General features: G+C 66.3%; 25 protein-coding genes and 1 riboswitch. Of the genes, 20 read left to right on the plus strand and 5 right to left on the minus strand.

The window, feature by feature from the left end:
• Positions 1-93: 93 nt before the first annotated feature.
• The gene (locus ACEOAC_RS11960) at positions 94-588 is read left to right on the plus strand and encodes an acyl-CoA thioesterase (protein ID WP_006463953.1); all 495 of its coding nucleotides are present in this window, start codon (positions 94-96) and stop codon (positions 586-588) included.
• Positions 589-682: 94 nt separating this feature from the next.
• On the opposite strand, the gene ACEOAC_RS11965 is transcribed toward ACEOAC_RS11960, so the two are convergent.
• Positions 683-1,474, minus strand: coding sequence for a 2-keto-4-pentenoate hydratase (locus tag ACEOAC_RS11965; protein WP_413628873.1), 792 nt, complete (start codon positions 1,472-1,474; stop codon positions 683-685).
• Between the two features lie 48 nt (positions 1,475-1,522).
• On the minus strand, positions 1,523-1,972 hold the full coding sequence (locus ACEOAC_RS11970) for a CopD family protein (protein WP_006463951.1): 450 nt from the start codon (positions 1,970-1,972) through the stop codon (positions 1,523-1,525).
• A gap of 172 nt (positions 1,973-2,144) precedes the next feature.
• Here ACEOAC_RS11970 and ACEOAC_RS11975 point away from each other — a divergent pair, with 172 nt between their 5' ends.
• A complete protein-coding gene (locus ACEOAC_RS11975; RefSeq protein WP_413628874.1) occupies positions 2,145-3,017 on the plus strand; it encodes an MOSC domain-containing protein in 873 nt (290 codons plus the stop codon).
• Positions 3,018-3,107: 90 nt separating this feature from the next.
• On the plus strand, positions 3,108-4,256 hold the full coding sequence (locus ACEOAC_RS11980) for a branched-chain amino acid ABC transporter substrate-binding protein (protein ID WP_413445438.1): 1,149 nt from the start codon (positions 3,108-3,110) through the stop codon (positions 4,254-4,256).
• Positions 4,257-4,363: 107 nt separating this feature from the next.
• Here the strand turns inward: ACEOAC_RS11980 and ACEOAC_RS11985 are convergent, their stop codons facing one another.
• From ACEOAC_RS11985 to ACEOAC_RS11995, 3 genes are all read right to left on the minus strand, one after another.
• Positions 4,364-4,807 carry a hypothetical protein gene (locus ACEOAC_RS11985; RefSeq protein WP_413445439.1) on the minus strand — a complete coding sequence of 148 codons (444 nt, stop codon included), beginning with the start codon at positions 4,805-4,807 and terminating at the stop codon, positions 4,364-4,366.
• 351 nt (positions 4,808-5,158) lie between these two features.
• On the minus strand, positions 5,159-6,172 hold the full coding sequence (gene galU, locus ACEOAC_RS11990; RefSeq protein WP_413445440.1) for a UTP--glucose-1-phosphate uridylyltransferase GalU: 1,014 nt from the start codon (positions 6,170-6,172) through the stop codon (positions 5,159-5,161).
• A gap of 74 nt (positions 6,173-6,246) precedes the next feature.
• The gene (locus tag ACEOAC_RS11995; RefSeq protein ID WP_077236813.1) at positions 6,247-6,654 is read right to left on the minus strand and encodes a hypothetical protein; all 408 of its coding nucleotides are present in this window, start codon (positions 6,652-6,654) and stop codon (positions 6,247-6,249) included.
• Positions 6,655-7,064: 410 nt separating this feature from the next.
• Between ACEOAC_RS11995 and ACEOAC_RS12000 the strand changes: the two genes are divergently transcribed.
• From ACEOAC_RS12000 to ACEOAC_RS12080, 17 genes are all read left to right on the plus strand, one after another.
• Positions 7,065-7,316 (plus strand): GlsB/YeaQ/YmgE family stress response membrane protein, encoded by a 252-nt coding sequence (locus ACEOAC_RS12000; RefSeq protein ID WP_006463945.1) that lies wholly within the window; start codon positions 7,065-7,067, stop codon positions 7,314-7,316.
• Positions 7,317-7,680: 364 nt separating this feature from the next.
• Entirely contained in the window at positions 7,681-9,330 is a 1,650-nt protein-coding gene (pgm, locus tag ACEOAC_RS12005) for a phosphoglucomutase (alpha-D-glucose-1,6-bisphosphate-dependent) (RefSeq protein WP_077236814.1), read from the plus strand.
• Positions 9,331-9,526: 196 nt separating this feature from the next.
• A complete protein-coding gene (locus ACEOAC_RS12010) occupies positions 9,527-9,865 on the plus strand; it encodes a hypothetical protein (RefSeq protein ID WP_241811646.1) in 339 nt (112 codons plus the stop codon).
• Positions 9,866-9,924: 59 nt separating this feature from the next.
• Entirely contained in the window at positions 9,925-10,071 is a 147-nt protein-coding gene (locus ACEOAC_RS12015; RefSeq protein WP_006463942.1) for a hypothetical protein, read from the plus strand.
• Between the two features lie 526 nt (positions 10,072-10,597).
• Positions 10,598-11,260 carry a hypothetical protein gene (locus ACEOAC_RS12020; protein ID WP_413445503.1) on the plus strand — a complete coding sequence of 221 codons (663 nt, stop codon included), beginning with the start codon at positions 10,598-10,600 and terminating at the stop codon, positions 11,258-11,260.
• 147 nt (positions 11,261-11,407) lie between these two features.
• The gene (locus ACEOAC_RS12025) at positions 11,408-12,007 is read left to right on the plus strand and encodes a hypothetical protein (protein ID WP_413445504.1); all 600 of its coding nucleotides are present in this window, start codon (positions 11,408-11,410) and stop codon (positions 12,005-12,007) included.
• A gap of 39 nt (positions 12,008-12,046) precedes the next feature.
• Positions 12,047-12,285: riboswitch (cobalamin riboswitch) on the plus strand.
• A 143-nt stretch (positions 12,286-12,428) separates the two neighbouring features.
• Entirely contained in the window at positions 12,429-12,635 is a 207-nt protein-coding gene (locus ACEOAC_RS12030; RefSeq protein ID WP_006463938.1) for a CbtB domain-containing protein, read from the plus strand.
• Positions 12,636-12,645: 10 nt separating this feature from the next.
• Complete coding sequence (locus tag ACEOAC_RS12035) at positions 12,646-13,407, plus strand: CbtA family protein (protein WP_413628875.1); 762 nt, start codon at positions 12,646-12,648, stop codon at positions 13,405-13,407.
• A gap of 63 nt (positions 13,408-13,470) precedes the next feature.
• On the plus strand, positions 13,471-13,812 hold the full coding sequence (locus ACEOAC_RS12040; protein WP_166757936.1) for a (2Fe-2S) ferredoxin domain-containing protein: 342 nt from the start codon (positions 13,471-13,473) through the stop codon (positions 13,810-13,812).
• A complete protein-coding gene (locus ACEOAC_RS12045; protein ID WP_413628876.1) occupies positions 13,805-17,962 on the plus strand; it encodes a cobaltochelatase subunit CobN in 4,158 nt (1,385 codons plus the stop codon). Before ACEOAC_RS12040 ends, ACEOAC_RS12045 begins: the two co-directional genes overlap by 8 nt.
• Positions 17,959-19,983: a putative cobaltochelatase gene (locus ACEOAC_RS12050; RefSeq protein WP_413628877.1), complete on the plus strand. Its 2,025-nt coding sequence runs from the start codon at positions 17,959-17,961 to the stop codon at positions 19,981-19,983. Before ACEOAC_RS12045 ends, ACEOAC_RS12050 begins: the two co-directional genes overlap by 4 nt.
• Positions 19,911-20,744 (plus strand): cobalt-precorrin-7 (C(5))-methyltransferase, encoded by an 834-nt coding sequence (locus ACEOAC_RS12055; RefSeq protein WP_413445925.1) that lies wholly within the window; start codon positions 19,911-19,913, stop codon positions 20,742-20,744. The genes ACEOAC_RS12050 and ACEOAC_RS12055 overlap by 73 nt, the downstream gene beginning before the upstream one ends.
• Positions 20,741-22,330: a precorrin-8X methylmutase gene (locus ACEOAC_RS12060; RefSeq protein WP_413628878.1), complete on the plus strand. Its 1,590-nt coding sequence runs from the start codon at positions 20,741-20,743 to the stop codon at positions 22,328-22,330. The genes ACEOAC_RS12055 and ACEOAC_RS12060 overlap by 4 nt, the downstream gene beginning before the upstream one ends.
• Positions 22,330-23,535 (plus strand): cobalt-precorrin-5B (C(1))-methyltransferase CbiD, encoded by a 1,206-nt coding sequence (cbiD, locus tag ACEOAC_RS12065; RefSeq protein WP_413628879.1) that lies wholly within the window; start codon positions 22,330-22,332, stop codon positions 23,533-23,535. Before ACEOAC_RS12060 ends, cbiD begins: the two co-directional genes overlap by 1 nt.
• Positions 23,532-24,305, plus strand: coding sequence for a precorrin-2 C(20)-methyltransferase (cobI, locus tag ACEOAC_RS12070; RefSeq protein WP_413628880.1), 774 nt, complete (start codon positions 23,532-23,534; stop codon positions 24,303-24,305). Before cbiD ends, cobI begins: the two co-directional genes overlap by 4 nt.
• Positions 24,302-25,078, plus strand: coding sequence for a precorrin-4 C(11)-methyltransferase (cobM, locus tag ACEOAC_RS12075; protein ID WP_006713051.1), 777 nt, complete (start codon positions 24,302-24,304; stop codon positions 25,076-25,078). The genes cobI and cobM overlap by 4 nt, the downstream gene beginning before the upstream one ends.
• Positions 25,075-25,911 carry a cobalamin biosynthesis protein gene (locus ACEOAC_RS12080; protein ID WP_413445606.1) on the plus strand — a complete coding sequence of 279 codons (837 nt, stop codon included), beginning with the start codon at positions 25,075-25,077 and terminating at the stop codon, positions 25,909-25,911. The genes cobM and ACEOAC_RS12080 overlap by 4 nt, the downstream gene beginning before the upstream one ends.
• Positions 25,912-25,924: the final 13 nt, after the last annotated feature.

Genomic DNA, 25,924 nt, shown 5'->3' on the forward strand with positions numbered 1-25,924 from the left:
GGTCGCCTGTGCACTCGGGGGAGTGCCCGTAGCGGGACGCCGCGCCATCCCATGATCAACCCATCGCCACCACTACAGAGAGAGCCTCGCACCATGGATCTGCCATCTCACCAACTCACCATGACGGTCCTGATGACCCCGGACATGGCCAATTTCGCCGGCAACGTGCACGGGGGAACCATCCTCAAGCTGCTCGACCAGGTCGCCTATGCCTGCGGCAGCCGCTACGCCGGCCAGTATGTGGTGACCCTGTCGGTGGACCAGGTGATGTTCCGCCAGCCCATTCACGTGGGCGAGCTGGTGACCTTCCTGGCCAGCGTCAACCACACTGGCAAGTCCTCCATGGAAATCGGCATCAAGGTGGTGGCCGAGAATATCCGCACCCAGGAAACCCGCCACGTCAACAGCTGCTTCTTTACGATGGTGGCGGTGGACGACCAGCGCAAGCCGATCCCGGTGCCGCCGCTGCGCCCGTTCTCGCAGGAAGAAAAGCGCCGCTTCGATGCCGCCGTGATTCGCAAGTCGCTGCGCCAGGAGCTGGCGCGCCGCTATGAGGAAGTCAAGCCGGGCGTCGAGAAGGCCAACTAAGCCAGGTAAGCCGATTAAGCCAGCTTGATGCCGTGCCGGAATGAAAAAAGGGATGAGCCCGGGCTCATCCCTTTTGCATTGGTCATCGCCGGATTCAGTCCAGATGCACCAGCACCGTACCCAGCACGCCCAGTTCGGCGTGCACCGTCTGGCCGGCCCGCACCGCCATGGGGACGATGGTGGAACCGCTGGCCACCACGTGACCGGCGCCCAGCGTCAGGCCATGCGCGCGCAGTTCATTGGCCAGCCAGGTGAGCGCAATGCGTGGATCGCCCAGCACCTGGGCACCGCTGCCGCTGCTCTGTTGCCCGCCACCTTCGACGGTGGCCGAGGTCGCCAGGGCGGCCAGGTCCAGGGTGCGCCAGTCCACATCGGCCGGTGCGCCCAGCACGAAATGGTCGGCGCAACTGTTGTCGGCGATCAGTTGCGCGGCGCCGACCTGGCGGAAGTGTTCGTAGCGGGTGTCGGGGATTTCGATGGCAGGGTGGATCGAGCCCACCGCATCCAGCACCTCCTCCTGCGTATAGGGCGTGGCGCGCGGCGGCAGGCTCGTGCGCATACGGAAGGCTACTTCCACTTCCAGCACGCTCATCAGGTTGTCGCCCAGGGTGATGCGCGCCCCGCTGCGATGCAGGCGCTCTGCCAGCAGACGGCCCGCCAGCGGTGCGTCGACCTGGAGCAGTTGCTGGCCGCCCGGACCGGTGGCGGCGATCTTCCAGCCGGCCAGCGGCGCGAAGCTGCGGGCTTCCAGGCGGCGCTGGATATCGTAGGCTTCCTGGCGATCAACCGGTTGCAGTTCGGTCGGCAGGTGCGGGATGCGGCGGTTGTGCGCCCAGCAATCCCACAGCAGATCAGCGGCTTGCTGGCGTTGCGATTCGTTCAGCACGGGTGTCTCCCCCTTTTTGGATAGTGATCTTGCGCGGACCCGGCCGCGTCAGGCAGCCAGCGGCCCCAGTGCGCCGATGGCGATGGTCAGCAGACCCAGGCACAGGTTGATGCCCACCAGCATGCGGATCTGACGCAGCGCGCGCGAGGCGCGGTCCCAGTCCTGCTGTGCGGCGGACAGTTTCAGGCGGCGGAAGGGGGCGAAGAAGATATGCGCGAAGATCAGCATCATCACCGCGCCGATGCCGCTCATGGCATGGACATACGGCGGCAAGTGAGCGCCACCCATCACCGCCATCATGTGCAGCCCACTGCCCAGCACCAGCGCGATGGCCACCCATACCCAGATGAAGAAGCCGCCCAGCACCGCCGACATCAGCGTCAGTCGCTGCTCCGGGTGCAGCACCGCCAGCGCGGGGCGCAGTGCCATGTGGGCGAAGAACATGCCGCCGACCCAGATGGTCAGTCCCAGCAGATGGAAGAATTTGGCAACCAGCATGGCACTCCCGTGAGGAAAAGCTTCGTGAATAGGCGTGCATTGTCGCATGAGCGGGGGTGACGTGTTGCTTCCGCCACAAGCCAATGCCGAGCTTGTGGTAATGTCTTGCCGAAACTTCATCTGCATTCTTTGTCGGCGCCTTTCAGACGCCGCTCCCTGGGCCAGTATCACCATGTCGACATCCAGCGCCATCAGCACCCTCAGCGCCATCAGCTTCTATCCCGTCAAATCCTGCGGTGGCCTGTCGGTCACGCGTGCCGATATCGGCGCCCTGGGCCTGGCCCTGGACCGCCACTGGATGCTGGTGGACCGCCAGGGCCGTTTTCTGACCCAGCGCAACCATCCGCGCATGGCCTGCATCACGCCGGCCTTCGAGGGCGATGCACTGGTGCTGCGCGCCCCCGGAATGCCACCCTTGCGGCTGGCCGCTGCCGGCGAAGACGGCGCCACCGTGGCGGTTCAGGTCTGGAACAGCCATCTGGATGCCCTGGATCAGGGCGAGCCGGCCCGTCACTGGTGCTCCCATTACCTCGGCGAGGAGGTGCGCCTGGTGCGCTTCGACCCGGCGGTCACGCGCGCCTGCAGCCAGCGCTGGACCGGCGCGCACCAGGCCACGACACAGTTCTCGGACGGCTATCCGCTGCTGGTGATCGGCCAGGCCTCGCTGGACGACCTCAATGCCAGGCTGGCCGCCAAGGGCGCGCCGAGCCTGCCGATGGACCGCTTCCGGCCGAACCTGGTGATCAGCGGGCTGGAGCCCTACGAGGAAGATTTCATCGATACCCTGCGCTTTGGCGAGGGCGAGCAGGCGGTGCAACTGAAGCTGGTCAAGCCCTGCGCCCGCTGCCCGATCCCCGGCATCGACCAGCACACCGGCCTGCGCGACGCGCAATGGCCCGACGAGCCGCTGGACACGCTGGCGGCCTACCGCGCCAATCCCCGCGTGGACGGCGGCCTCACCTTCGGCCAGAACGCCATCGTCATCGGTGGCATTGGCGGCAGCATCGAGGTCGGGCAGGCCTGCCACTGGGAGTTCAATTTCTGAGGTGGCGCGAAACCTGCTAGCAATGACGGCAGGCAAGGTACAAGCAAGACATACGCAAAACACACGCAAGCAACAAGGATGAACAAGGTAATGCGTAGAACAATTCTGCTCTCCGCCGTCCTTCTGGGCGCTGGATGGGCGATGCAATCCGGCGCGGCAGCAGCCACCCCGCGCACCGTGCTGATCGGCCTGGCGGCGCCCATGTCGGGCCCCTCCGGCAGTACCGGGATGAGTCTGGAGCGGGCCGCGCAGCTGGCGGTGGAAGACATCAACAATGGCAAGCCCGTCATCGGTGGCGAGCCGGTGCTGTTCAAGCTGCTGCCGCAGGACGACCGCGCCGATCCACGGACCGGCGAACTGGTGGCCCAGTATTTCGTCAAGACCGGGGTAGCGGCGGTGGTGGGGCACTGGAACAGCGGCGTGGGCATACCGGCCTCGCGCATCTATGCCGCTGCCGGGATTCCCCATGTGGCGCCCGCCGTGACCGCGCCCGACTATACCCGCCAGGGCTACGCCTCGGCCTTTCGCATCGTGCCGCATGATGGCGACGGCGCACGCCACACGGCCCAGTACGTCATGCACGACCTGAAGGCGCGCAGCATCGCCGTCATCGATGACAGCACGCTCTTTGGCGCCACCTATGCCCAGGAATTCGTCAACGCCGTGACCGCTCAGCAGGGGCGGGTGGCGGGCCGCTATCAGGTCAGCAGCAAGACCTCGGACTTCAACAGCATCCTGCGCAGCATCCGCGCCAGCGACCCCGACGTGGTCTTCTTCGCCGGTCTCGATGCGCAGGCCGCGCAACTGGTGCAGGACCTGCGCCGGCTGCAGATACGCGCGCGCCTGGTGGGCATCGGTGGCCTGGTGGGGCCGACCTTCCTGCGCCTGGCCGGCGCGGCCGGGGAGGAGACCAGCGTGGTGGAGCCGGGCCTGCCGTCCTACAAAGGGCCGCAATGGAGCCATTTCGAAAGCGCCTGGAAAGCCCGCTACAAGGATGACATCTATCTCTACGCACCCTTTGCCTACGATGCCGTGCGGGTGATCGCCGCCGCCATGCGCGAGGCCGATTCGCTCGCGCCGGCCAAGGTCACGGCCGAACTGCACCGCATTCGCTACCGGGGCATCACCGGCCAGATCGCCTTCGACGCAGAGGGCAACCTGCGGGACCCGGTGTTTACGCTGTATCAGGTCCATCAGGGCCGCTGGCGGGTGATCCGCAGCATGGGGGACAGGAATTAGCCGGCTCGCCTGACACCAAAAAACAATGCCGCCCGATCGAAACCGGGCGGCATTGTTTTTGCGGGAACCGCTGGGCAAGCCGGCAGGGCAGGCTTGCCCGGGAGGATTTACTTCTTGGGGCGGCCGACCTTCAGCGGGGTCAGGCTGTTGAGGATGTCCTTCAGTTCGGCGATCTTGAGGTTCTTGATCAGGGACACGCCGATGCGCAGCAGGTCGCTCTTCTTGATCTCCACGCCAGCCTTCAGGCAGGACTTCTTGACCTGGGCCAGGACCGCGTATTCGTTCTCGGGCATGGTGAAGCTGTCACGCACCTGCTTGACCTTCTTGGGCTTGGCGACCTTCTCCACCTTCACCGGCTTGACGACCTTCTCTGCCTTCTTTTCAGTCTTCACCGCTTCCGGGGCCGGCTTGGCTACAGCGGCTGCCTTGGGCGCGGGACGCGCAGCCGGGCGCACTGCGGGCTTCTTGACTGGGGGCTTGGGGGCTGCCGCCTTGGCGACAGGTTTCTTCTTTTCGGTCGATGCTGCTGCGGCTTGAACTCGGGTGGCCATGAACGCTCCTGTGATAAATTGATATAAACAATATATATTTTTTGCGCCTTTGCCGCAATCGATCGAGGCGCCTGGCAACGATTTCATGCTGCATTATCAGCCTGCAAACGTTTACAAGTGGTGTGCGGAGGCCACAGCATACGCTGCCTGGCCGGAGATGCTGCAATTCATGTCGTTGCCGGCGAGATGAATGTCTGCAGATGCATGGCGGCGATGCTAACAAGTCCAGGTTAAAACTCTGTGACAAAGGTCAAAACAATTTATACGAAGCGTAGGGGAAAGCGTAGGGACGAAAAAAAAGCAGTCCGGCCAGAGGCTGGACTGCAATCAACAACGGTCTCTACCGGGGACTTACATGACACTACGGGCTACGGCTGGCTGCTTTTCGGTACTGGCCGGGGCGGGGGCTGACGGGCTGGCCGCTGTCGGCTTCAATGGGGTGACGGTGGCCGGTCCCTTGGGCTGGGCCGCCTGCGCCAGATCGTGCTGGGCGGCAAATTCCTGCAGGTACTGGGCGAAGCCGCTACCCACTTCCTTGTGCTTGAAGCCCATGGCCACGGCGGCCTTCAGGTAACCCAGCTTGGAGCCGCAATCGAAGCGCTGGCCTTCGTAGCGATAGGCCAGGATCTGTTCCTGTTGCAGCAGGGCGGAGATGGCATCGGTGAGCTGGATTTCACCACCGGCGCCGGTGCCGATGTTTTCCAGGCGCTCGAAGATGGCCGGGGTCAGGACATAGCGGCCGACCACCGCCAGGGTGGAGGGCGCATCTTCCGGCGCCGGCTTTTCGACGATGCCGGTCAGCAGTTCGGTGCGTTCGCCATGGGCGGTGCCGCTGACGATGCCGTACTGGCGGGTTTCCGGACGCGGCACGTCCTGCACGGCCAGCAGGCTCTTGCCTTCGCGCTCGTAGAGGGCGGTCATCTGTGCCATCACATTCTTCTGGCCCGGGGCGGCATCCATGAAATCGTCGGCCAGCAGCACGGCGAAGGGCTCGTCGCCCACCAGCGGCTTGGCCAGCAGCACGGCATGGCCCAGGCCCAGCGGTTCGGCCTGGCGCACATAGACGCAGTTGATGTGCTTGGGAATGACGTTGCGGATGGTTTCCAGCAGCTTGACCTTGCCGGCGGCTTCCAGCTCGCTCTCCAGTTCATAGGCCTTGTCGAAGTGGTCTTCGATGGCGCGCTTGTTGCGGCCGGTGATGAAGATCATCTCAGTGATACCGGCTTCGACCGCTTCCTCGACGGCGTACTGGATCAGCGGCTTATCGACGATGGGCAGCATTTCCTTGGGCTGTGCCTTGGTGGCAGGCAGGAAGCGGCTGCCCAGACCAGCGACGGGGAAGACGGCTTTGGTGATTTTTTTCATGATAGGTCCAGGTAGATGGGTTGGAGGACGTGGCACCCTCAGACACGGTGCAGGCTATTGGGCGCGGATGCGCTTCAAGCCTGTCGATTGTTTTTGATCATCTTCAGATGAAGGAAGGCACGGCAGCCGTGGAAAAACGGTGCCACACCGGGAAAGGCATGACTGAGCAGGCTGGCAGTGGTGTCGAGCAGGCTGCCGCCGGGGCGGCTGGTGTGGCTCGGGCCCGTTTGCGACGGCACGGCGTCGAGTTCGATGCGATGCTGCGAGTGCTGGGTACTACCCTCGTTGAGTTGCTCAAGCACAGCCGCCAGTTGCGGCGCCTTCAGCGAGATCTGCTGCATCAACTGGGCCGATTCGCGGGCATAGCGCGCATAGTGGTCGGCAAAGTCGGCATCACGCTGCGGTGGCGTGCCGAATGCGCTCAGCGCATAGGGATTGGCGAAGGCGGTGGGCTGCTGGGCGCTGGGCTCGTGGGTCGGCATGATGGCGGCTCTTGATCGACGTTGTTCAACGTAAGTAAGGCGTAGAAGTCTGGTGCTGGCGGTGCCTGGTACTTGTTGCACTGCTTTTGCTGCACTGCTCTACTGCGAGGTAAGCTTAAAAAAACTCGCGCTTCCTCTCTATAGGAGTGCCGCCTTTTGCCGTGTAGGAAAACAGGAGGCCGCTCACCCCGGGAATTCCGGGTCGATGAAGATGAGCGGCCACGGGCGGGCTTGTCCTACAAGGAAATGGGCCGCTGTCCGATACCTGGCGGCAAGCGATGTTCCTAAGATGACCTCATCTGTTGTGCCGAGCGCCCGCAGAGAAGAGGAAGGAGCGTTGCCAATGGCCTGCGGGCCGGCGCACTCCGCGACCAACCCAAGAAAGACAGAACGCTAGGAAAGGGAACATCATGGAACACGGACTCATCGCATGGCTGATCATTGGTGCTGTGGCCGGCTGGCTGGCCGGTGTGCTGGTCAAGGGCGGCGGCTTCGGTCTGCTGGCCGACATCCTGATCGGTATCGTCGGTGCCGTCATCGGCGGCTGGCTGGCAGGTCTGCTGGGCATCGCCGTGGGCGGGGGTATCCTGGCCTCGATCATCACCGCGACCCTGGGTGCGATCGTGCTGCTGGTGATCGTACGCGCCTTCCGGCGAGCCTGACGGGGTGGGCGGGCAGGGCGGATGTGACGTCCGCCTTCAGCTTGCCGGCCTCAGCGCCGTCAGCGAATGCGTCCGTGCCTATGCCCGGGCGCATTTTGCGTTGTTTGCGGGAATCATCCAGAGATGATCCGTAGCAAGCGGCGCAAATCGCTGGAAGTCGCTGCAAGCGCTCCATTGATCACATCGTCACCAAATCGTCACGCTGACCTGCACGGAAATGCTGCAATGCGGCAGCAAAGCGTTACAATATTTCTGATGTTGAAAAAAGAATAAGTTTCGCGGGCGCGCGCTGTTGTCTGGCGCTGCTTCGCGTTCCCCGGTTTTCCAGGTTTCTCCTGCTATCCATTCATCCATAAAAGACACCATGAGTAGCGTCAATCCCCTCGCCGGCAAACGTGCCGCTCCTTCCGCGCTGGTCAACCTGCCGGTGCTGCTGTCGAACTATTACAGCCTGCGTCCGGATGTGTCCGTGCCGGCGCACCGGGTCGCCTTTGGTACTTCCGGTCATCGCGGCAACGCCAATGCCCACAGCTTCAATGAGTGGCACGTGCTGGCCATCACCCAGGCCATCTGCGATTACCGCAAGGAGCAGGGCTTCAAGGGGCCGCTGTTCCTCGGCATCGATACCCATGCCTTGTCCGAACCGGCCTGGCACAGCGCGCTGGAGGTGCTGGCGGCCAACGAAGTGGTGACCATGCTGGCCGAGGGCAGCCCCTACGCACCCACCCCGGCCGTCTCGCATGCCATCCTCACGCACAACCGCGTGCACCGCGACAAGCTGGCTGACGGCATCGTGGTCACGCCGTCCCACAATCCGCCCGATAACGGCGGCTTCAAGTACAACATGCCCAATGGCGGCCCCTCCGACTCTGATGTCACCGGCTGGATCGAGAAGCGCGCCAATGCCTATCTGGAGCAGCAGCTCAAGGGCGTGCAGCGCGTCAGTTTCGAAAAGGCCTTGAAGGCTGATACCACACGCCGCTACGACTACCTCGACAACTACGTCGGCGACCTGCCCAATATCATCGACCTGGCCGCCATCGCCGGTGCCAACGTCAAGATCGGCGTCGATCCGCTGGGCGGCGCCGGTCTGCACTACTGGTCGGCCATTGCCGATCGCTACAAGCTCAACCTGGAAGTGGTCAATACCGATGTCGATGCCAGCTTCCGCTTCGTGCCGCTGGACTGGGACGCGCAGATCCGCATGGACCCGTCCTCGCCCTACGCCATGAGCGAACTGATTGCCTTGAAGGATCGCTTCGATGTGGCCATGGCCTGCGATACCGACCATGACCGTCATGGCATCGTCGCCAAGAGCAGGGGCCTGCTGCCGGCCAATGACTATCTCTCGGTGGCGGTGTACTACCTGTTCCGTCATCGCCCGGCATGGCGTGCCGATGCTGCCGTCGGCAAGACGCTGGTGTCCAGCCAGATGATCAATCGCGTGGCCGATCACCTGGGGCGCAAGCTGCTGGAAATGCCGGTCGGTTTCAAGTGGTTCGTGGATGGGCTGTATGACGGCAGCCTGGCCTTCGGCTGCGAGGAAAGCGCCGGTGCCTCCTTCGTGCGCTTCGACGGCCAGCCCTGGAGCACCGACAAGGACGGCATCACCGCCGCCCTGCTGGCGGCCGAGATGACGGCCCGCACCGGCAACGACCCGGGCCAGATCTACGCCGACCTGACCCGGCAACTGGGCGCGCCGCTGAACGGCCGCAAGGAAGCCGCCGCCACGCCCGAGCAGAAGGCGCGGCTGTCGCGCCTGTCGCCGGCCGATGTCAGTTCCACCGAACTGGCCGGCGAACCGATCCGCGAAGTCATGACGACGGCGCCGGCCAACGGCAAGGCCTTCGGCGGCCTGAAGATCGTCACCGACAACGGCTGGTTTGCTGCCCGTCCGTCCGGCACCGAGAACATCTACAAGATCTACGGTGAGAGCTTCCGCGACCAGACCCACCTGGACAAGATCTTCGCCGAAGCCCAGGAAATCGTCAGCCGCGCCCTCAAGGAGGATTGAATCGGCAGGCCCTAGCATCCTCAGGCCGTCTCAGCGCCGCCATCCTCATCGGGGATGGCGGTTTTTTATTTGCCGTTGTCGGATGTTTTCCGTCCTTCCTACAGGGGAATCGGCCGATGTCTGGCTGAGAGCGGGGCGCGGGCTTCGTAAGATGAGTCATTCCATTATTCCATTCCAGCCCGGCAAGGAGGATCGCATGGAACAGTCTCATTCCCACCCGTCGGCCGCGCCTGAAGCGGCCTTGCTCAGGCCGCCCGGCAGCCTGGCTGGTGTCAAGCCTGAAGATCCTGCACTGTCTTCGACCGCGCCGAATCCTGACCAGGTAGAACCCGACGGCACCGAGGATCCCTGGTCCAACGCCGACGATGGCGTGTTACCCGAACAGCCGGCGCCCGGTGTCGACCCATCCCCCGTTTTTCCCAAGGAGAATCACATGCACAAGCCCCAGGACACCCCTCCGGTGGAAGTCCCGCCACTGGACCCGACGCCGCCGCAGGATCCGATTCCTCACCAGAATCCCACCGCACAGCGCTGATTTCGCCAGGAGCACGCTGCGCCGCGCAGCGTGCCATCGACATCGTCCAAGGAGGCCCATTGAATATCGCCCTGCACACGCCCCAGGAAACCCCGCCTGCGCACGACCCGCACCTGCCCCCACCGGAGTTGCCGGACGACGATCCGGTCCCGGTGGAAGACCCACCCCTGAACCCGCGCCCGTCCGACAAACCGATACGGATGTAGGAGGGAGAGAATCGTTGAGGCATCAATGCCCCGATGCAGCCTGCCTCATTGGCTCGCGGCATCGTGAGCGTACTGCAGGCGTAGCCGGATACGGTCGCGCCTGCTTTTTTTTGTGCGCTGGGTAGAGACTGTGCCCAATAAACTGGATTGCTCGTGAACATTCAGCTTGAAATTGTAAAAACTGAAGTGAAAAGCGGTCTTGCAAGCTTCTGCAGTCAACGGGCGTAAATGCTGAATCGCTGGCGCTGCCACCGGCTTGCATCGAAACCTTGCTTCATTCAGACAATTCCCATGTCAAGTGCTTTACATCTGTGAAAACATGCCGTTTTGGCAGCAGGTACGGACGGATCGGGCAGGGTGGGGCGCAAGGTCCCGGATAGTACTTCCCACTGGCATCCATCCCGGTTTTCCGGCTGACCACCCCCGTTTCCACAGAGGAGTGCAGCCCTTGTCCGATGATTATCAGCTTCCCATTGCCCCCGGTCATCCGGGCCATCCCGGCCGTCGTCGCAGTCAGCGCCGGCACATGCTCCAGACCCTTACGCCGTTATACGTGCTGGTACGCGCCACCGGCCTGGCCAGTGCCGACGGCCTCTGCCAGGTGATGTGCGAGCGGACCCGCAATCACGACAACGGGCCCGGCACCAATGCCATGGTGGTCTACCTTTCCCCCTTTGAGGCCTGCATCGACGCCGCCTGGCACGCCCTGGCTCCCGATCGCTACGAGGTCATGGCAGCCTCCGCCTTCAGCCCTGACGAACTACTGATCTACCAGCCCGAACGCTTGCCCTACTGCCTGCACGTGGCCTGGGGTGCGCACGACGGCCAGTTGGTGGTGCGTCGGGATGGCGGTCTGCTGCGCCTGTCCTCGGCCCACAGCGCCGCCATCTCGCAGCTGATCGACGCCATCCACCTGCGCATCGAGTTGCCGGTGCTGGAATGCCATGAACGCCTGTGGGAGCAGGCCGGCCTGTTCGCTCATGCCGAATCCCACGCCCGCATGCTGGCCGCCAGCCACGTCGAGCGCCATCGCCAGGCGCTGCAGGCGATCCGGCGCATCCCCGGCACGGCGCGGCCGGGGGCGCCGATCAACCAGGTGGCGCTCTACGATGTGGAGTCGGCGCAATGGCATTTCGTGGCCCTGAAACTGTTCGAGGGCATCATCCGGGAGCCGCGTTCAGGGCGTTAGGCGTGGCATCCATCTGGTCAGGCAGGCTTTCCTCATGTTCATTCAGAATTTTCTGATATGAAAGAAAATTCACATCTGCAACGATGGCGGCGAATCCGGGGCTGGGTGTGCCAGTGCCGTCCTGTTGCACGATCTTGGAGCCAGTTCTTGACCTGCTGCACCCGCTGCACCCGCTGCCTTAACGCTGTCTGTCGCTGGTGCGTACCGCTGCGCCGTTCCGTGCCACTGGGCCTGCTGTTCATCTGTATGGTGGCCAGTCCGGCCGCCCCGTCCTTGCCGGATGTGGTGCTGGATACCTGTCTGAGTGTCGACCGTATCGGCCACGGCCGGGTCGGCGTCGACCCTATCGCCGGGCGGGTGCAGATGCTGGAGCAGGGCCCGCTGTCGCCCTACCGCCTCTACCTGCCCGATGGCGACAACTCCCGCTGGCGCATCGGCTATGCCAGCGGCAACCCGGGCGCTGGTGATTACCTCTTCGTCAATTCCCATCGCGGCTACATCGACCGCGCCATCGCCCTCGGCGCGGAGGCAGCGTCCACCGTGCAGCGGCCTCAGGAGGCCTCCTTCGCCCTGCTGAGCCACCTGGGCCAGCGCTACCTCTGCCTGATGGAACCGCGCGGAGAACGGAGCGGCAGGCAGCTCCGTGCGGTCTTCGTGGGACGTATCCCGTTCGGCATGGGCGGCGACCTCCATCTCTACTACAAACTGGCCACCCCGCCGCCAGCCACGACCGACCCGGCCCGCTGAGCGCCGTGTTGCCCAACCGGCCCCCCGCCTTTATACTTCGCCCCTAGCATTGCTTCTGGTATCCCGCGCGCAGCCGCGCCAGGGATTCAAACGGGAAGCCGGTGCGGCCCACGCGACCACGTGCGGCCAATGCCGGCGCTGCCCCCGCAACGGTAAGCGAGGAAGGACACGCACTACGCCACTGTGCCTGAGCATGGGAAGGCGCCTGTCCGCGAAGCCTCAGACCTTGAGACTTCATCCCGCCAGCCCGGAGACCGGCCAGTAGCAAATTCTTCAATGATTCGCGGAGGGCGATCATGCGGACAGCTTCCATCATGTTTCCGAGCAGGCCCTGGCCAGCGTCGTCCGTGGACGACCGGATCGTGCATGGGCGCTTCACGTGTGGCTTTCTCCGTTCCATCCATCCAGCCAAGGAACGCGCATGTCCACCACCTCGGGTCTCAATGCCAGCAGCACCACTTCATCCTCCCACGCCGGCAGCCATGTCTGGCGCGATCGCATCGCGCCGTCGCTGCTGGCCTTCGTGCTGGGCGTGGCCCTGATCTACGGTGCCGGCTTCGCCTCCAAGGTGGAGCTGCACAATGCCGCCCACGACGGGCGCCATTCGGCCGGCTTCCCCTGCCATTGAGGAGCGTGCAATGAACTGGACCGTCTTCCGGCGCATGGCGTCGGCCGTGGTGGTGGCAGGGGCCTTGTCGGGCGTGCTGCTGTCGGGTGTGCAGCAATTTCAGGTCGAAAAGATCATCCTCCAGGCCGAGCAGTATGAAAAAGCGGCCGAAGAGGCTGCCCCGGCCGCCGCCCCTACCCATGACCATGATCATGACGCCGCCCCGGCGCATGAGCACGCAGCCGGTACCCCGGCCCATAGTCACGGCGATGCTCACGAGCACGACCCCAACGCCTGGGAGCCGGCTGACGGCGCCGAACGCACCGGCTATACCGTGCTGGCCAATGTCAGCATGGCAGTCGGCTTCGCCCTGATGCTGGTGGCCGCCTTTGCCATCAGCGGTCGCCGCGTCGGCTGGCGCAGCGGCCTGCTGTGGGGCCTGGCCGGCTATGGCGTGTTCTTCGTCGCACCCTCGCTGGGCCTGCCGCCGGAAGTGCCGGGCACCCTGGCCGCGCCCTTGCACGCCCGTCAGTTGTGGTGGGTGATGACGGCGGTCATGACCGCTGCCAGCCTGGGGCTGTTCGTGTTCGGCCGTGGCTGGTGGTGGAAGGTCCTGGCGGTACTGCTGCTGGTGGTGCCGCACCTGGTCGGCGCGCCACAACCCGAGCTGCATGGCAGTGCCGCGCCGGAAGAGCTGGCGCAAGCCTTCATCCGCGCTACTGCCATGGCCAATGCCGTGTTCTGGCTGGCCCTGGGCGGCCTGACCGGTTTCTTCTACCGCCGATTCGGTTGAACCGTCTGGCGTTGGCTGTCCGGCCAACGCCGATAGCGTCGCGGCGCCTCTGAAAGTGAAGCAATGAGAACTCATCACCGCCACGTGCTCATGTGCGTGGGCCCGCGCTGCACCGAGAACGGTGTCCTGGCCGAAGCCATGTTCGGCGTCCTGGGCGAGCAGATCGACGCCCGTCCCGACTTGCGCGTCAAGCGCACCCGCACCCATTGCATGGTGGCCTGCAAGGCCCAGGCGCCGGTGGTGGTGGTCTATCCCGAAGGGGTGTGGTACCGCTGCGAAGACGCCAGCGCCATCGAGCGCGTGGTGGTGGAACACCTCGAAGGCGGACGCGAAGTCAGCGACCTGGTCTTCCATCGCCTGGGCAGCGGCGACGTCCATCCCGAACCGGAGCGCAGCGATGTCTGAATCAGCCACTTCAGCGACCTCAGCCGGCCGCCCGCAGATCGTCCTGCTCACCCACGCCCCGACCGACCTGGCCATGCTGGCCGCCGCCCGCAGCCAGTTGCCGGCGGACTTTCCCCCGGTGGCCGGCTACGACCTGCAAGGCCTGCATGCCGACACCGATGAACACGGGCAGCCCCGCCGCACCCTGGCCGACATGCAGCGCGAAGAGCTGTCGGCAGCGCAGGTGATTGTGCTGCGTATCCTTGGCCGCCTGGGCGCCGTCAATGGCCTGCCCGAGCTGCTGCGCGTGGCGCGTGCCGAGGGCCGGCAACTGATCCTGCTGTCCGGCACCGGCGAGCCCGATGCCGAACTGGCTGCCGCCTCCACCGCGCCGGTCGATGCGCAGCAGCAGGCGCTGGCCTATTTCAACGGCGGCGGCAGCGTCAACCTCGCGCAGATGCTGCGCTGCCTGTCCGACCGCCTGCTGCTGAGTGGCTATGGCTATGCACCGGCGCAGGCACTCCCCGAACACGGCCTCTACCATCCCGACCTGGAGCAGGATGCCGGCATCGCCGACTGGCTGACCCTGCGCGCCCGCGCACCCGCCGGCAAGCCGGCCGTGGGCATCATCTTCTACCGGGCGCACTGGCTCTCGGGCAATACCGGTTTCATCGACGCACTGGTGGCCGCGCTGGAAGCACGCGGCCTGGATGTCTTGCCGGTGTTCACCTCCTCGCTGCGGGTGTCGGCCGCCAGCGGCGCCGCCTTGCCGCCCGCGCTGCAATACTTCGGCGCCGGCCAGGTGGACCTGATCATCAACACCACCTCTTTTGCCATGGGCGAGATCACCGCCGGTGGCGTCACTCCGGCCGGCTGGTCGGTCTCGGTACTGGAACAGCTGGACCTGCCGGTACTGCAAGCCATCACCAGCGGCATGACGCAAGACCAGTGGCAGAACTCCACGCGTGGCATGAACCCGCTGGACGCCGCCATGAACGTGGTGCTGCCCGAGTTCGACGGCCGCATCATCGGCGTGCCGCTATCTTTCAAGGAAGTCACCGACAATGGCGCCGTGCAATACCGGGCGCTGCCGGACCGCGTACATCGCATCGCCGGCCTGGCGCAGCGGCTGGTGCGCCTGCGCACCACACCCAATGCGCACAAGCGCATCGCCTTCATCTTCACCAATTCCACCAGCAAGGCCGCGCAGATCGGCAATGCCGTCGGGCTGGACGCACCGGAGTCCTTGATGGCCGTGCTGCGCGCGCTGCAGGCCGACGGCTATGCCATCGCCGACCTGCCGGCCAGCGGTACCGCGCTGATCCATGAACTGGTGGACCGCTGTTCCTACGACGACATCCTGCTCACCGAAGACCAGTTGCGCCGCGCCGCCGCCCGCATTCCCGCCGCCCGTTACGCGCAATGGTTCGCGGCCTTGCCCTCGGCCCTGCAAGCCAGGATGGAGCGCCAGTGGGGCGCCGCGCCCGGCCAGGCCTATGTGCATGAGCAGCACCTGGCCATCGCCGGCCTCGACCTGGGCCATGCCTTCGTCGCCCTGCAGCCGCCCCGTGGCTATGGCATGGACCCGGACGCCATCTACCACCAGCCCGACCTGCCACCCACCCATCACTACTACGCCCTGTACCGCTGGCTGGACGAAGAGTGGGGTGCCGACGCCATCGTCCACGTCGGCAAGCACGGCACACTGGAATGGCTGCCTGGCAAGGGCGTGGGTCTGTCCGAGGCGTGCTTCCCCGATGCGCTGCTGGGCGACCTGCCGCTGTTCTATCCCTTCATCATCAACGACCCCGGCGAGGGTTCGCAGGCCAAGCGCCGCGCCCACGCCGTGGTGGTAGACCACCTGACGCCGCCGATGACCACCGCCGACAGCTATGGCGCGCTGGCCGAGCTGACGCAACTGGTGGACGAGTATTACCAGGTGGAAGTGCTGGACCCCGCCAAGCTGCCGCTGCTGCAGCAGCAGATCTGGGAACTGGTGCGGCAGACCAACCTGGATACCGACCTGCAGTACAAGCTGCTGCATCACGACCATGATCATGACCACGATCACGGCCATGGACATGCTCACCATCATCACCATCATGGCGATCATGCTCACCATGATCATGAGCACCACGATCACGACCACCCGCACGAAGACGGCGAACTCCCGCACGCCCTGACCGAACTGGATGGCGCCGGCGTGGCTCACCTGATCGAAGACCTGGACGGCTACCTCTGCGAACTGGGCGCGGCGCAGATCCGCGACGGCCTGCACATCCTCGGCCGCATGCCCGATCAGGCACAGATGCCCGACATGCTGGTGGCCCTGGTCCGCCTGCCCAACCAGGACCTGCCGGGTCTGCAGGAAGAGGTGGCCCGGTTGTTCGGCCTGTCGCTGGACATGCTGCTGGAACACAAGGGCCGTCGCCTCAACATCGACGACGCCCTGGCCCGTTGCGCCGGTCGCGCCATCGTCACCCGCGCCGATGCGCTGGAGGCCATCGACGCCCTGTGCCTTGCGCTGATGCAGGCCCTGCAGCAGCAGAACTTCGCCGTCCACTCCATCGACAGCGTACTCAAGACCGTTTTCGCGACGCTGGAGCAGGCCAGTCCCGAGCAGCGACCACGCCTGCAACCCGCCCAGGGCAAGAGCGCCGGCAGCGTGCTGGGCGGCATGCGCGCGCTGGCCCGCCCATCGGCTGCGCCGGTGAGGCGGACCACGCCCCCGGCCGCGCACACGACGCTGAACCAGGCCAGCGGGCTGCGCCGCGTGCTGGCCTTCGCCTGCGAACAACTGGTGCCGCGCCTGCACCAGACCAGCGAAGAAATCGGCAACCTGCTCAGGGGCCTGCGTGGTGGCTACATCCCGGCCGGCCCCAGCGGTTCGCCCACCCGCGGCATGGCGCACATCCTGCCCACCGGCCGTAATTTCTATTCGGTCGATCCGCGCAGCGTCCCTTCGCAATCGGCCTGGCGCGTGGGTCAGCAACTGGCGCGTGAAGTGCTGGCGCGCCACCATCGCGAAAGCGGCAACTACCCCGAGAGCGTGGCCATCAGCATCTGGGGCACCAGCGCCATGCGCACCCACGGCGACGATGTCGCCCAGATTCTGTCGCTGATGGGCGCACGCCCCCTCTGGCGCGCCGGCAACCGGCAGGTGGCCGGGGTCGAGCTGGTGCCACTGGAAGAATTGCAGCGCCCGCGCATCGACGTCACCACCCGCATCAGTGGCTTCTTCCGCGACGCCTTCCCGCAGTTGATCGAACTCATCGACGACGCCGTGCAACTGGCCATCGCCGCCGACGAGCCGGAGCACATGAACTTCGTGCGCAAGCACTACCTGCGCGATCTGCAGCAGGGCCTGCAAACCGGGCTGGGCCAGGCCGAGGCCGCCACCCAGGCGGCCTACCGCGTCTTCGGCGCCAAGCCCGGCAGCTACGGCGCCGGCATCCTGCCCCTGATCCAGGAAAAGAACTGGCAGGACCAGGCCGATTTCGCCGAGGCCTACATCAACTGGGGCGGCTTCGCCTATGGCCGCAAGGTGCAGGGCGCCGACCAGCGCGAGGCCTTCCGCCAGCGCCTGGCAGGGGTGCAGGTGGCCCTGCACAACCAGGACAATCGCGAGCACGACATCTTCGACAGCGATGACTACCTGCAGTACCACGGCGGCATGATCGCCACCATCCGCGCCCTGTCGGGCCAGCAGCCGCGCCATTACTTCGGCGACAGCCATGACCCGCAACGCGCCGCCGTGCGCGACCTGAAGGAAGAAACCCTGCGCGTCTTCCGCGCCCGGGTGGTCAATCCCAAGTGGCTGGCCAGCATCCGTCGCCATGGCTACAAGGGCGGCCTGGAACTGACGGCCACCGTCGATTACCTGTTCGGCTACGACGCCACCGCCCAGGTGCTGGACGACTGGATGTACCAGCAACTGGCCGAGACCTATGGCTTCGACCCGGCCATGCGTGAATTCCTGGAACAGGCCAACCCCTGGGCCCAGAACGCCATCGCCGAGCGCCTGCTGGAGGCTGCCAGCCGCGGCATGTGGCAAGAGCCCGATGCACAGACACTGGAGCGACTGCGCGCCCTCTACCTGCACAGCGAAACCCAGCTCGAAGCCCGTGGCGAAACCGTGCGTGGTAGTGAACACACCAAGGACATGCAATGAGCGCGGCCCACCACCATCCCGGCTATCCCTTTTCAGCCATCGTCGGCCAGCCCCTGCTGAAAGAAGCGCTGCTGCTGTGCGCCGTCGATCCCGGCATCGGCGGCGTACTGGTGCGCGGCGACAAGGGAACCGCCAAGAGCACCGCCGCACGCGGCCTGACCCAGGTGCTGCCGGCCATCCTGCGCAAGCCCGGTTGCGCCTTCAACTGCGCGCCCGGCCAGCCCGCTGCGGTCTGTGCGGTCTGCAGCGCGCAGGAGCCACCCACCGCCACGCTGGCCGAGGTTCCCTTCGTCACCTTGCCGCTGGGCGCCACCGAAGACCGCGTACTGGGCTCGCTGGACCTGCAACTAGCCCTGCAGGGCGGCCAGCGCGCCTTCCAGCCGGGGTTGCTGGCGGCGGCCCATCGCGGCATCCTCTACATCGATGAAGTCAACCTGCTGGCCGATCACCTGGTTGATGTCCTGCTGGACGTGGCCGCCATGGGCGTCAATGCGGTACAGAGAGAAGGGCTGTCGGTCAGCCATCCGGCCCGCTTCACCCTGATCGGCACCATGAACCTGGAAGAGGGCGACCTGCGCCCGCAACTGCTGGACCGCTTCGGCCTGATGGTGGAAGTGACGGCACCCACCGACAAGTCAGTACGCGCCGAGGTGGTGCGCCGACGCATCGCCTACGAAGCCGACCCGCAGGCCTTCACCAGCCAGTGGCAGGCCCAGCAGGATGCCTTGCGCGCCCAGGTGGCCCGGGCCCAGCGCCTGCTGCCCGGCGTGGCGCTGGACGACGCGATGCTGGAGCTGATCAGCCATCTCTGCTGCGAGTTCGAGGTGGCCAGCCTGCGCGCCGACATCGTCATGCACAAGACCGCCCGCGCCATCGCCGCCTTGCAGGCCCGTGAGCGCGTGACGCCCGACGACGTGCGCGCCGCCGCGCTCCTGGTGCTGCCACACCGCCGTCGCCGCAAGCCTTTCGAACAGAGCGGCATGGACCAGGACAAGCTCGACGACCTGGTCGATCAGGCGCGACAGGCGCAGGGGGAAAGCCAGGGGCAGGGCAGCGCAGGCGCACCACCCGATACCGCCCCGGATGAACAGGAAGGGCAAGAACCGCAGGATCAAAAGGAGCAGCAAGAGCAGCAAGAACAACAGAATGGAGAAGGCGAGGGTGCCCAGCAGACCTTCGCCATCGGCGCCGCCGGTCCGGCCCGCAAGATCAGCGTGGTCACGCCCACCACGAGCTTTCCGGCCTCCACGGCCAGCGGCCGCCGCAGCGCGGTGGCTGACGCCAGCCGGGGCAGCGCCCTGCGCGCCGTGCCGGACGCCAATCCGGACCGCCTGGCCGTCGGTGCTACACTGCGCAGCGCCGCCGTACGGGCTGCTCTCGCAGGCGAGGGCGGCGAGCGCCTGCAGATCACCCGCGAAGACCTGCATCGCCAGGTGCGCAGCGGCCGTGGCGCCAACCTGATCGTCTTCGTGGTCGATGCCTCCGGCTCCATGGCCGCGCAGCGCCGCATGGAAGCGGTCAAGGGCGCCGTGCTGGCGCTGCTGACGGACGCCTACCAGCGTCGCGACCAACTGGCCGTGATCGGCTTCCGTGGTGAACAGGCGCAACTGCTGCTGGCCCCCACCCGCAGTGCCGACCTGGCCGAGCAGGGCCTGCGCGAACTGCCCACCGGTGGACGCACGCCACTGCCGCACGCGCTGCAACTGGCGGCGCAATTGCTGCAGCAGAGCAGCCAGGCCAGCGATGAGCTGCCGCCGCTGCTGGTGATCCTGTCCGACGGCAAGGCGAATGTGAGCCTGCCCGGCAGCCAGGGTGACGCCTGGACGCAGACCCTGGAAGCGGCCGCCAACCTGGCTGCGCAAGCCATACCGGCGCTGGTGCTTGATACCGAATCGGGCTACCTGCGCCTGGGCCGTGCGGCCCAACTGGCCGAGGCGCTGGGTGCGCCTTGCCTGACCCTGGAACAATTGACCGGCGACGCCCTGGCGTTGACCGTGCGCGCCCAGCTGGGCAAGCGCTGAAAGGAAAGACCATGATCATCTGTATCGGCGCCGGCCCCGGCGACCACTCCTATCTCACCCTGCGCGGCGCCGAACTGATCCGCAACGCCGACGTGGTGGCCGGCTTCAACGCCGTGGTGGACGTGGTCAAGGAACTGATCCCCGCCAGCGCCCAGGTGGTGCTCATGGGCTACCGCGACCAGGTCGCCAAGCTCGACGAAGTGGCGGCCCTGCACCACGCCGGCAAGCGCTGCGTGGTGGTCTTCATGGGCGACATCCACTTCAGCGGCTTCCAGTACCTGGAACGCGTGGAACGTGCCTGCGGCCACCGGGTGGAAACCCTGCCCGGCATTTCCTCGGCCCAGATCCTGGCCTCCCGCGCCCGCGTCTGCTTTGACGAGACCACCTTCATCACCTTCCACCGCCGTGGCGACCTGGAGCCCTTCAAGCGCCATCTGGTGCATGTCCTCAATGACGGTCGCAATGCCATCGTCATCCCTTGCCCCTGGGATGCGGCGCGTTCCTTCATGCCGCGCCACATTGCCAGCTATCTCCTGCAGCAGGGCGTCAGTCCCGATCACCCCACCGAGGTCTGGGAAAACCTGACCCGGGGCGACGCCGAATGGCACGGCAAGCTGGCCGATTGCGCGGATGTCGAATTCAGCGACATGAGCATCATGCTCATCCGCACCCTCGCCCCCATGGCCAGCCAGATCGAACCGCCGCCGGCAGCTGCGGTGGCAGGAGCAGCGGCAGGAGGAGCGGCAGGAGGAGCGGCATGAAGGAGCTCACCCCGCAGCGGACCAGGTCGGCGGTCGTCATCGCCGGCCACGGCAGCCGCGATCCCGATTCCCTGCGCGAATTCGAGGCGCTGGTAGAACTGGTGCGCCAGCGCGCCCAGGGGCGCGTCGTGCGCCACGGCTACCTGGAATTCGCCGCCCCAACCATTGCCGAGGCCGCTGCCGCCTGCGTGGCCGAGGGGGCCACCGAGGTGGCCGTGGTGCCCGGCGTGCTGCTGGGTGCGCGCCATGCCAAGAACGACATGCCGGCCGAACTGCTGGCCCTGGCGCGGGATTACCCGCAGGTGGATTTCCACTTCGGCGCGCCGATGGACCTGCATCCGTTGCTGCTGCAACTGGTGCAGCAACGGGTGGTGGAGGCCGAGGCCACCTCCGAGGAAATCATCCACCGCCAGGACAGTTGCCTGGTGCTGGTCGGCCGTGGCACCACGGACCCCGACGCCAATGGCGAGATCGCCAAGCTGGCCCGCATGGTGCAGGAAGGGATGGGCTTCGGCGGCGTCAAGGTCTGCTTCTCGGGCACGGCCACACCGCTGGTGCGCGAAGGCCTGTCGCTGGCCGCCGGCCAGGGCTGGCAGCGCCTGGTAGTGCTGCCGTTCTTCCTCTTCGATGGCGTGCTGGTCAAGCGCATCTATGCCGCCGCCGACGAACAGGCCGCGCGCGAGCCCGGCGTGGAAGTGCTCAAGGCCGCCTACCTGGGCGTGCACGCCCATGTGGCCGATGTCATGCTGGAGCGCGCCCGCGAGGCCGTCGAAGGCCGCGCCGCAATGAACTGCACCCTGTGCAAGTACCGCGTGCAGATCGTCGGTTTCGAACAGCAAGTCGGCGAGCCGCAGCGCGCCCATCATCTGCAGGTGCGTGATCTGACTGCCCGCGCCCAGTCGGCGGCGATACCGGCGCGCACCGCGCCCTACGTGCCGCATCCCATCGAGGCCGAGAGCATGGATATCATCCAGGCCGGGCGCGACTGGAGCGGCTTCCCGCCGGAGCACCTGACCGTGCTGCAGCGCCTGGTGCATACCAGCGGTGACTTCGCCGTGGCCGATGAAATCTATTTCTCGGCCGGTGCCGCCCAGGCCGGCATGAAGGCCCTGTTGCGCTGCAAGCGCGTGGTCACCGATGTGACCATGGTGCAGACCGGCTTGAAGCGCGCCGTGCTGGAACAGCTGGGCGTGGAGACCTGGTGCGGCGTGCATGATCCCGAGTCGCACCTGATGGCCCAGAACCTGGGCATGACCCGCTCGGCGGCCGGCATCCGGCGCGCCTGGCAGAAGTTCGGCAATGACATCGTGCTGGCCATCGGCGACGCGCCCACCGCCATCACCGAAGCCGTGCGCCTGATCCGCGAACACGGCTGGCGCCCGCAACTGGTGATCGGTCTGCCGGTCGGCTTTGTCGGCACCCGCGAAAGCAAGGACGAGCTGCGCCGCTGCCTGCAGGTGCCGCGCATCACCAACAGCGGCACCCGGGGCGGCTCGCCCTGGGCCGCCAGCGTGGTCAATGCCCTGATGATCGACGCCATCGCCTGGCAGGTACAGCAGGAAGCGCAAGCCGAAGGCGTGCAGTGATGGACCACCCGGGCGAACTGCAACGCGCCGAATACGACCTGGCCGTGCTCGCCCCCAACGGTCTGCGGCGTGGTCGCAGCACCGGCAGTTGCGCCACGGCGGCGGTGCGCGCCGCGCTCTATCGCCTGCTGGGCGGCGTGACGCTGCAACAGACCGACGTCAGCCTGCCCGATGGCCGGCATTACCTGTGTGTGCCGGTCGAGGCGGTGCGCATGGTGGAAGAGGGCATGGCCGAAGCCGAAGTCCTCAAGGACGGCGGCGACGATCCCGACAACACCCATGGCGCTACCATCGTCGCCCAGGTGCGGCGCAATGCGCTCGGCGAAGTCCGCTTCTTCGCCGGCGAAGGCGTAGGCACGGCCACCATGCCCGGCCTGCGCGTGGCCGTTGGCGAGCCCGCCATCAACCCGGTGCCGCGTGCCATGATGCGCGCTGCCGTCGCCGAGGTATGGGAGGAACTGCAGCCCGACCTGGCCGACGTGCCCGGCTTCGACCTGCACATCGGCTGCCGCGAGGGCAGGGCCATTGCGCCCAAGACCTTCAATCCCAAGCTGGGCATCGTGGGTGGCATCTCGATTTTGGGGACTTCGGGCATCGTCGAACCGATGTCGATGGCCTCCTGGATCGCCTCCATCGAGGTCTATATCCGCGTGGCGCTGGCAGCCTGCACGCCCGGTGACGATGAGGGGGATGCCGTGGCCTACCTGCCGGGCAAGATCGGTCGCGTCTTCGTGGCGCAGACCCTGGGCCTGCCGGACAAGCGCAGCGTGCAGATCGCCAATTTCCTCGGCGATGCGCTGGACTTCACGCAGCAGGCCCTGAGCGAAGAGGGCTGCAGGCTGCCGCTGCTGTGGCTGGCCGGCCATCCGGGCAAGCTGGCCAAGGTGTTGGATGGCGTGTGGGACACCCACTCCAGCAAGAGCAACATGGCCATGCAGGGCGTGGCCCGCGTGGCGCAAGAAATGAACGCGACAGGCGAGGGCGAGCTGTTTCCCCCCGCGCTGTTGCAGCAGATGAAGGAAGCCAATACGGTGGAAGCAATCATAGAGCTGGTCCGCCAGCAGGATGCCGCGCTCTCGCGCCGCCTCTGGAGCGGGATCGAAACCCGCATCGCCGCGCTGGCGCAGGCCCGCGTACCGGCGGTCTCGCGCATCGAAGTGCGTTTGTTCGACCTCGACGGCCGTCACCTGGGAGCGCTGGCATGACGGTTCCCAGGACCGGCCCCGGCCGTCTGACCGGCATCGGCGTCGGCCCCGGCCCGGCAGGCTACCTGCCGCTGGCGGCGCTGGCCGCATTGCGCAGCGCCGACCTGATCTACATTCCCCGGGCGCGTGGCGCCGACCTGTCGGTCGCCCTGCAATGCCTGGAGGGCGTGGAGTTCGACCGCAGCCGCCTGCGCGAGATCGAGTTCAACATGGACCCCGACCGCCAGGTCCTGCAAGAACACTACGCCCTGCTGGGCCAGCAACTGGCGGCGCAACTGCGCGAGGGCCAGCAACTGGTGTACCTCACCATCGGCGACGCGCTGACCTACTCGACCTATGGCTACGTGCTGGCGGCCGTGCGCGACCTCTATCCGCAATGTGACTGCGTCACCTTGCCCGGCATCACCAGCTACGCGGCCGCTGCGGCGGCGCTGGAATGGCCGCTGGGCGTGGGCAAGGAACGCACCTTGATCCTGCCCTGCCCGGAAGATGCCGCCACCCTGCGCGCCGAGATCGAGAGCCACGACATCGTCGTGCTGATGAAGGTCGGCGCGCGCCTGCCGTGGGTGCTGGACCTGCTGCGCGAGATGGACATCGCCCGACACTGCGGCTTTGCCCGCCGCATCGGCCTGGAAGGCGAGGTACTGGCCAGCGACCTGAGTACGCTCGATGCCGCCGAGGCCAGCGGCTACCTGGCCGTGCTGCTGATCCGCAAGACCGCGCAGGCGCAGCGCCATCGCCCGCCAGCATCATTGAAAGGAAGTGCATGAAAGTCTATTTCGTCGGCGCCGGCCCCGGTGCGGCCGACCTCATCACCCTGCGCGGCGCGCGCCTGCTGGGCCAGGTGCAGATGGTGCTGTATGCCGGTTCGCTGGTGCCCACCGCCTTGCTGGAACATTGTCGCGCCGATGCCGAGATCATCGACACCGCCGCGCTCGACCTGGAACAGCAACAGGCCTGCTATGAGCGCGCCCGGGAGCAGGGCATCGACGTCGTGCGCCTGCACTCCGGCGACCCCGCCATCTATGGCGCCACCGCCGAACAGATGCGCCGCCTTGACGCGCTGGGCATCGCCTACGAGGTGGTGCCGGGCGTGTCCTCCTTCACGGCAGCCGCCGCTGCGGTCTCGGCCGAGCTGACCAAGCCGGAGGTGTCGCAGAGCGTGATCCTGACCCGCGTCTCCGGCCGCGCCTCGGCCGTGCCGGAATCCGAATCGATCGCCTCCCTGGCCGCGCATCGCGCCACGATGTGCATCTTCCTCTCCGGCCCGCACCTGAAGAAGATCGTCACCGACCTGCTGCTGCACTATCCGCCCGAGACCCCGGTGACCCTGGTCTATCGCGCCACCTGGCCCGAACAGCGTGTCTACCAGGGACAACTGGATCGCGTGCTGGAAGAGAACAAGCGCGGTGAATGGAACCTGACCACCATGATGCTGGTGGGCGCGGCGCTGGACAAGGCACAGGTGGCCGAGTCCAGCCTCTATTCCAAGGACTTCACGCATCTGTTCCGCGTGGTGAAGAAGAACAAGGACGCCGCATGAACCCGCCGGTCGCCCTGCCTGAACTCGGCCTGTGGCCAGTGCGCGTCGAAGCCGCGCCGCTGGCCATGTACCTGCAGGACAGGCTGGGCGGCCCGTCGGGTCAGCTGCGCCAGTCCTGCCAGTTGTACCAGCCCTGGCTCAATAGCGAGGCAGGCACATCGCAGTCGCAGCGCCAGCAGTTCGCGCTGGCCTATCGCCGCCATCGCCAATGGATCATGATCGGCGCCACCGGCATCGCCGTACGTTTCCTCGACGGTCTGCCGCAGGACAAGCACAGCGACCCGGCCGTGGTGGTGGTGGATGAAGCGGCCCGCTTCGCCATCTCGCTGCTGGCTGGCCACGAGGGTGGGGCTAACAGCCTGGCCTATCGGGTGGCGCAGCTGACGGGCGCGCAGCCGGTCGTGACCACCGCCACCGAAGCCGTCAAGCCGCTGGTGCTGGGCATAGGCTGCCGCAAGCTGGCCTCGGTCGAGCAGATCGGCGCGGCCGTCGCGCAGGCGCTGCAGCGATGCCCCGGCGCCACACTGGCCCAGGTGCGCGAAGTCGCCACCATCGACCTCAAGGCCGAGGAGCCCGGCCTGCTGGCCTTCTGTGCCACCCATGGCTTGCCGCTGCGGGTGATCGCCCGCGAGCAGATCGCCCAGCGCGCCTGGGTGAGCAAGCCCTCGGAGTGGGTGCGGCAGAACATCGGCGTGGACGGCGTATGTGAACCGGCAGCGCTCATCGCCAGCCCGCGTGGCCGCCTGCTGCTGGGCAAGACGGCGCTGGATGGGGTGACGGTGGCCATCGTGGATGATGGCGAGGGGTGGCGCGCCCTTGTTGAAAATACGTAAATCATTTGCAGGA

It is taken from the genome of Herbaspirillum frisingense, assembly GCF_047325095.1.
Classification (GTDB): Bacteria; Pseudomonadota; Gammaproteobacteria; order Burkholderiales; family Burkholderiaceae_D; genus Herbaspirillum; species Herbaspirillum frisingense.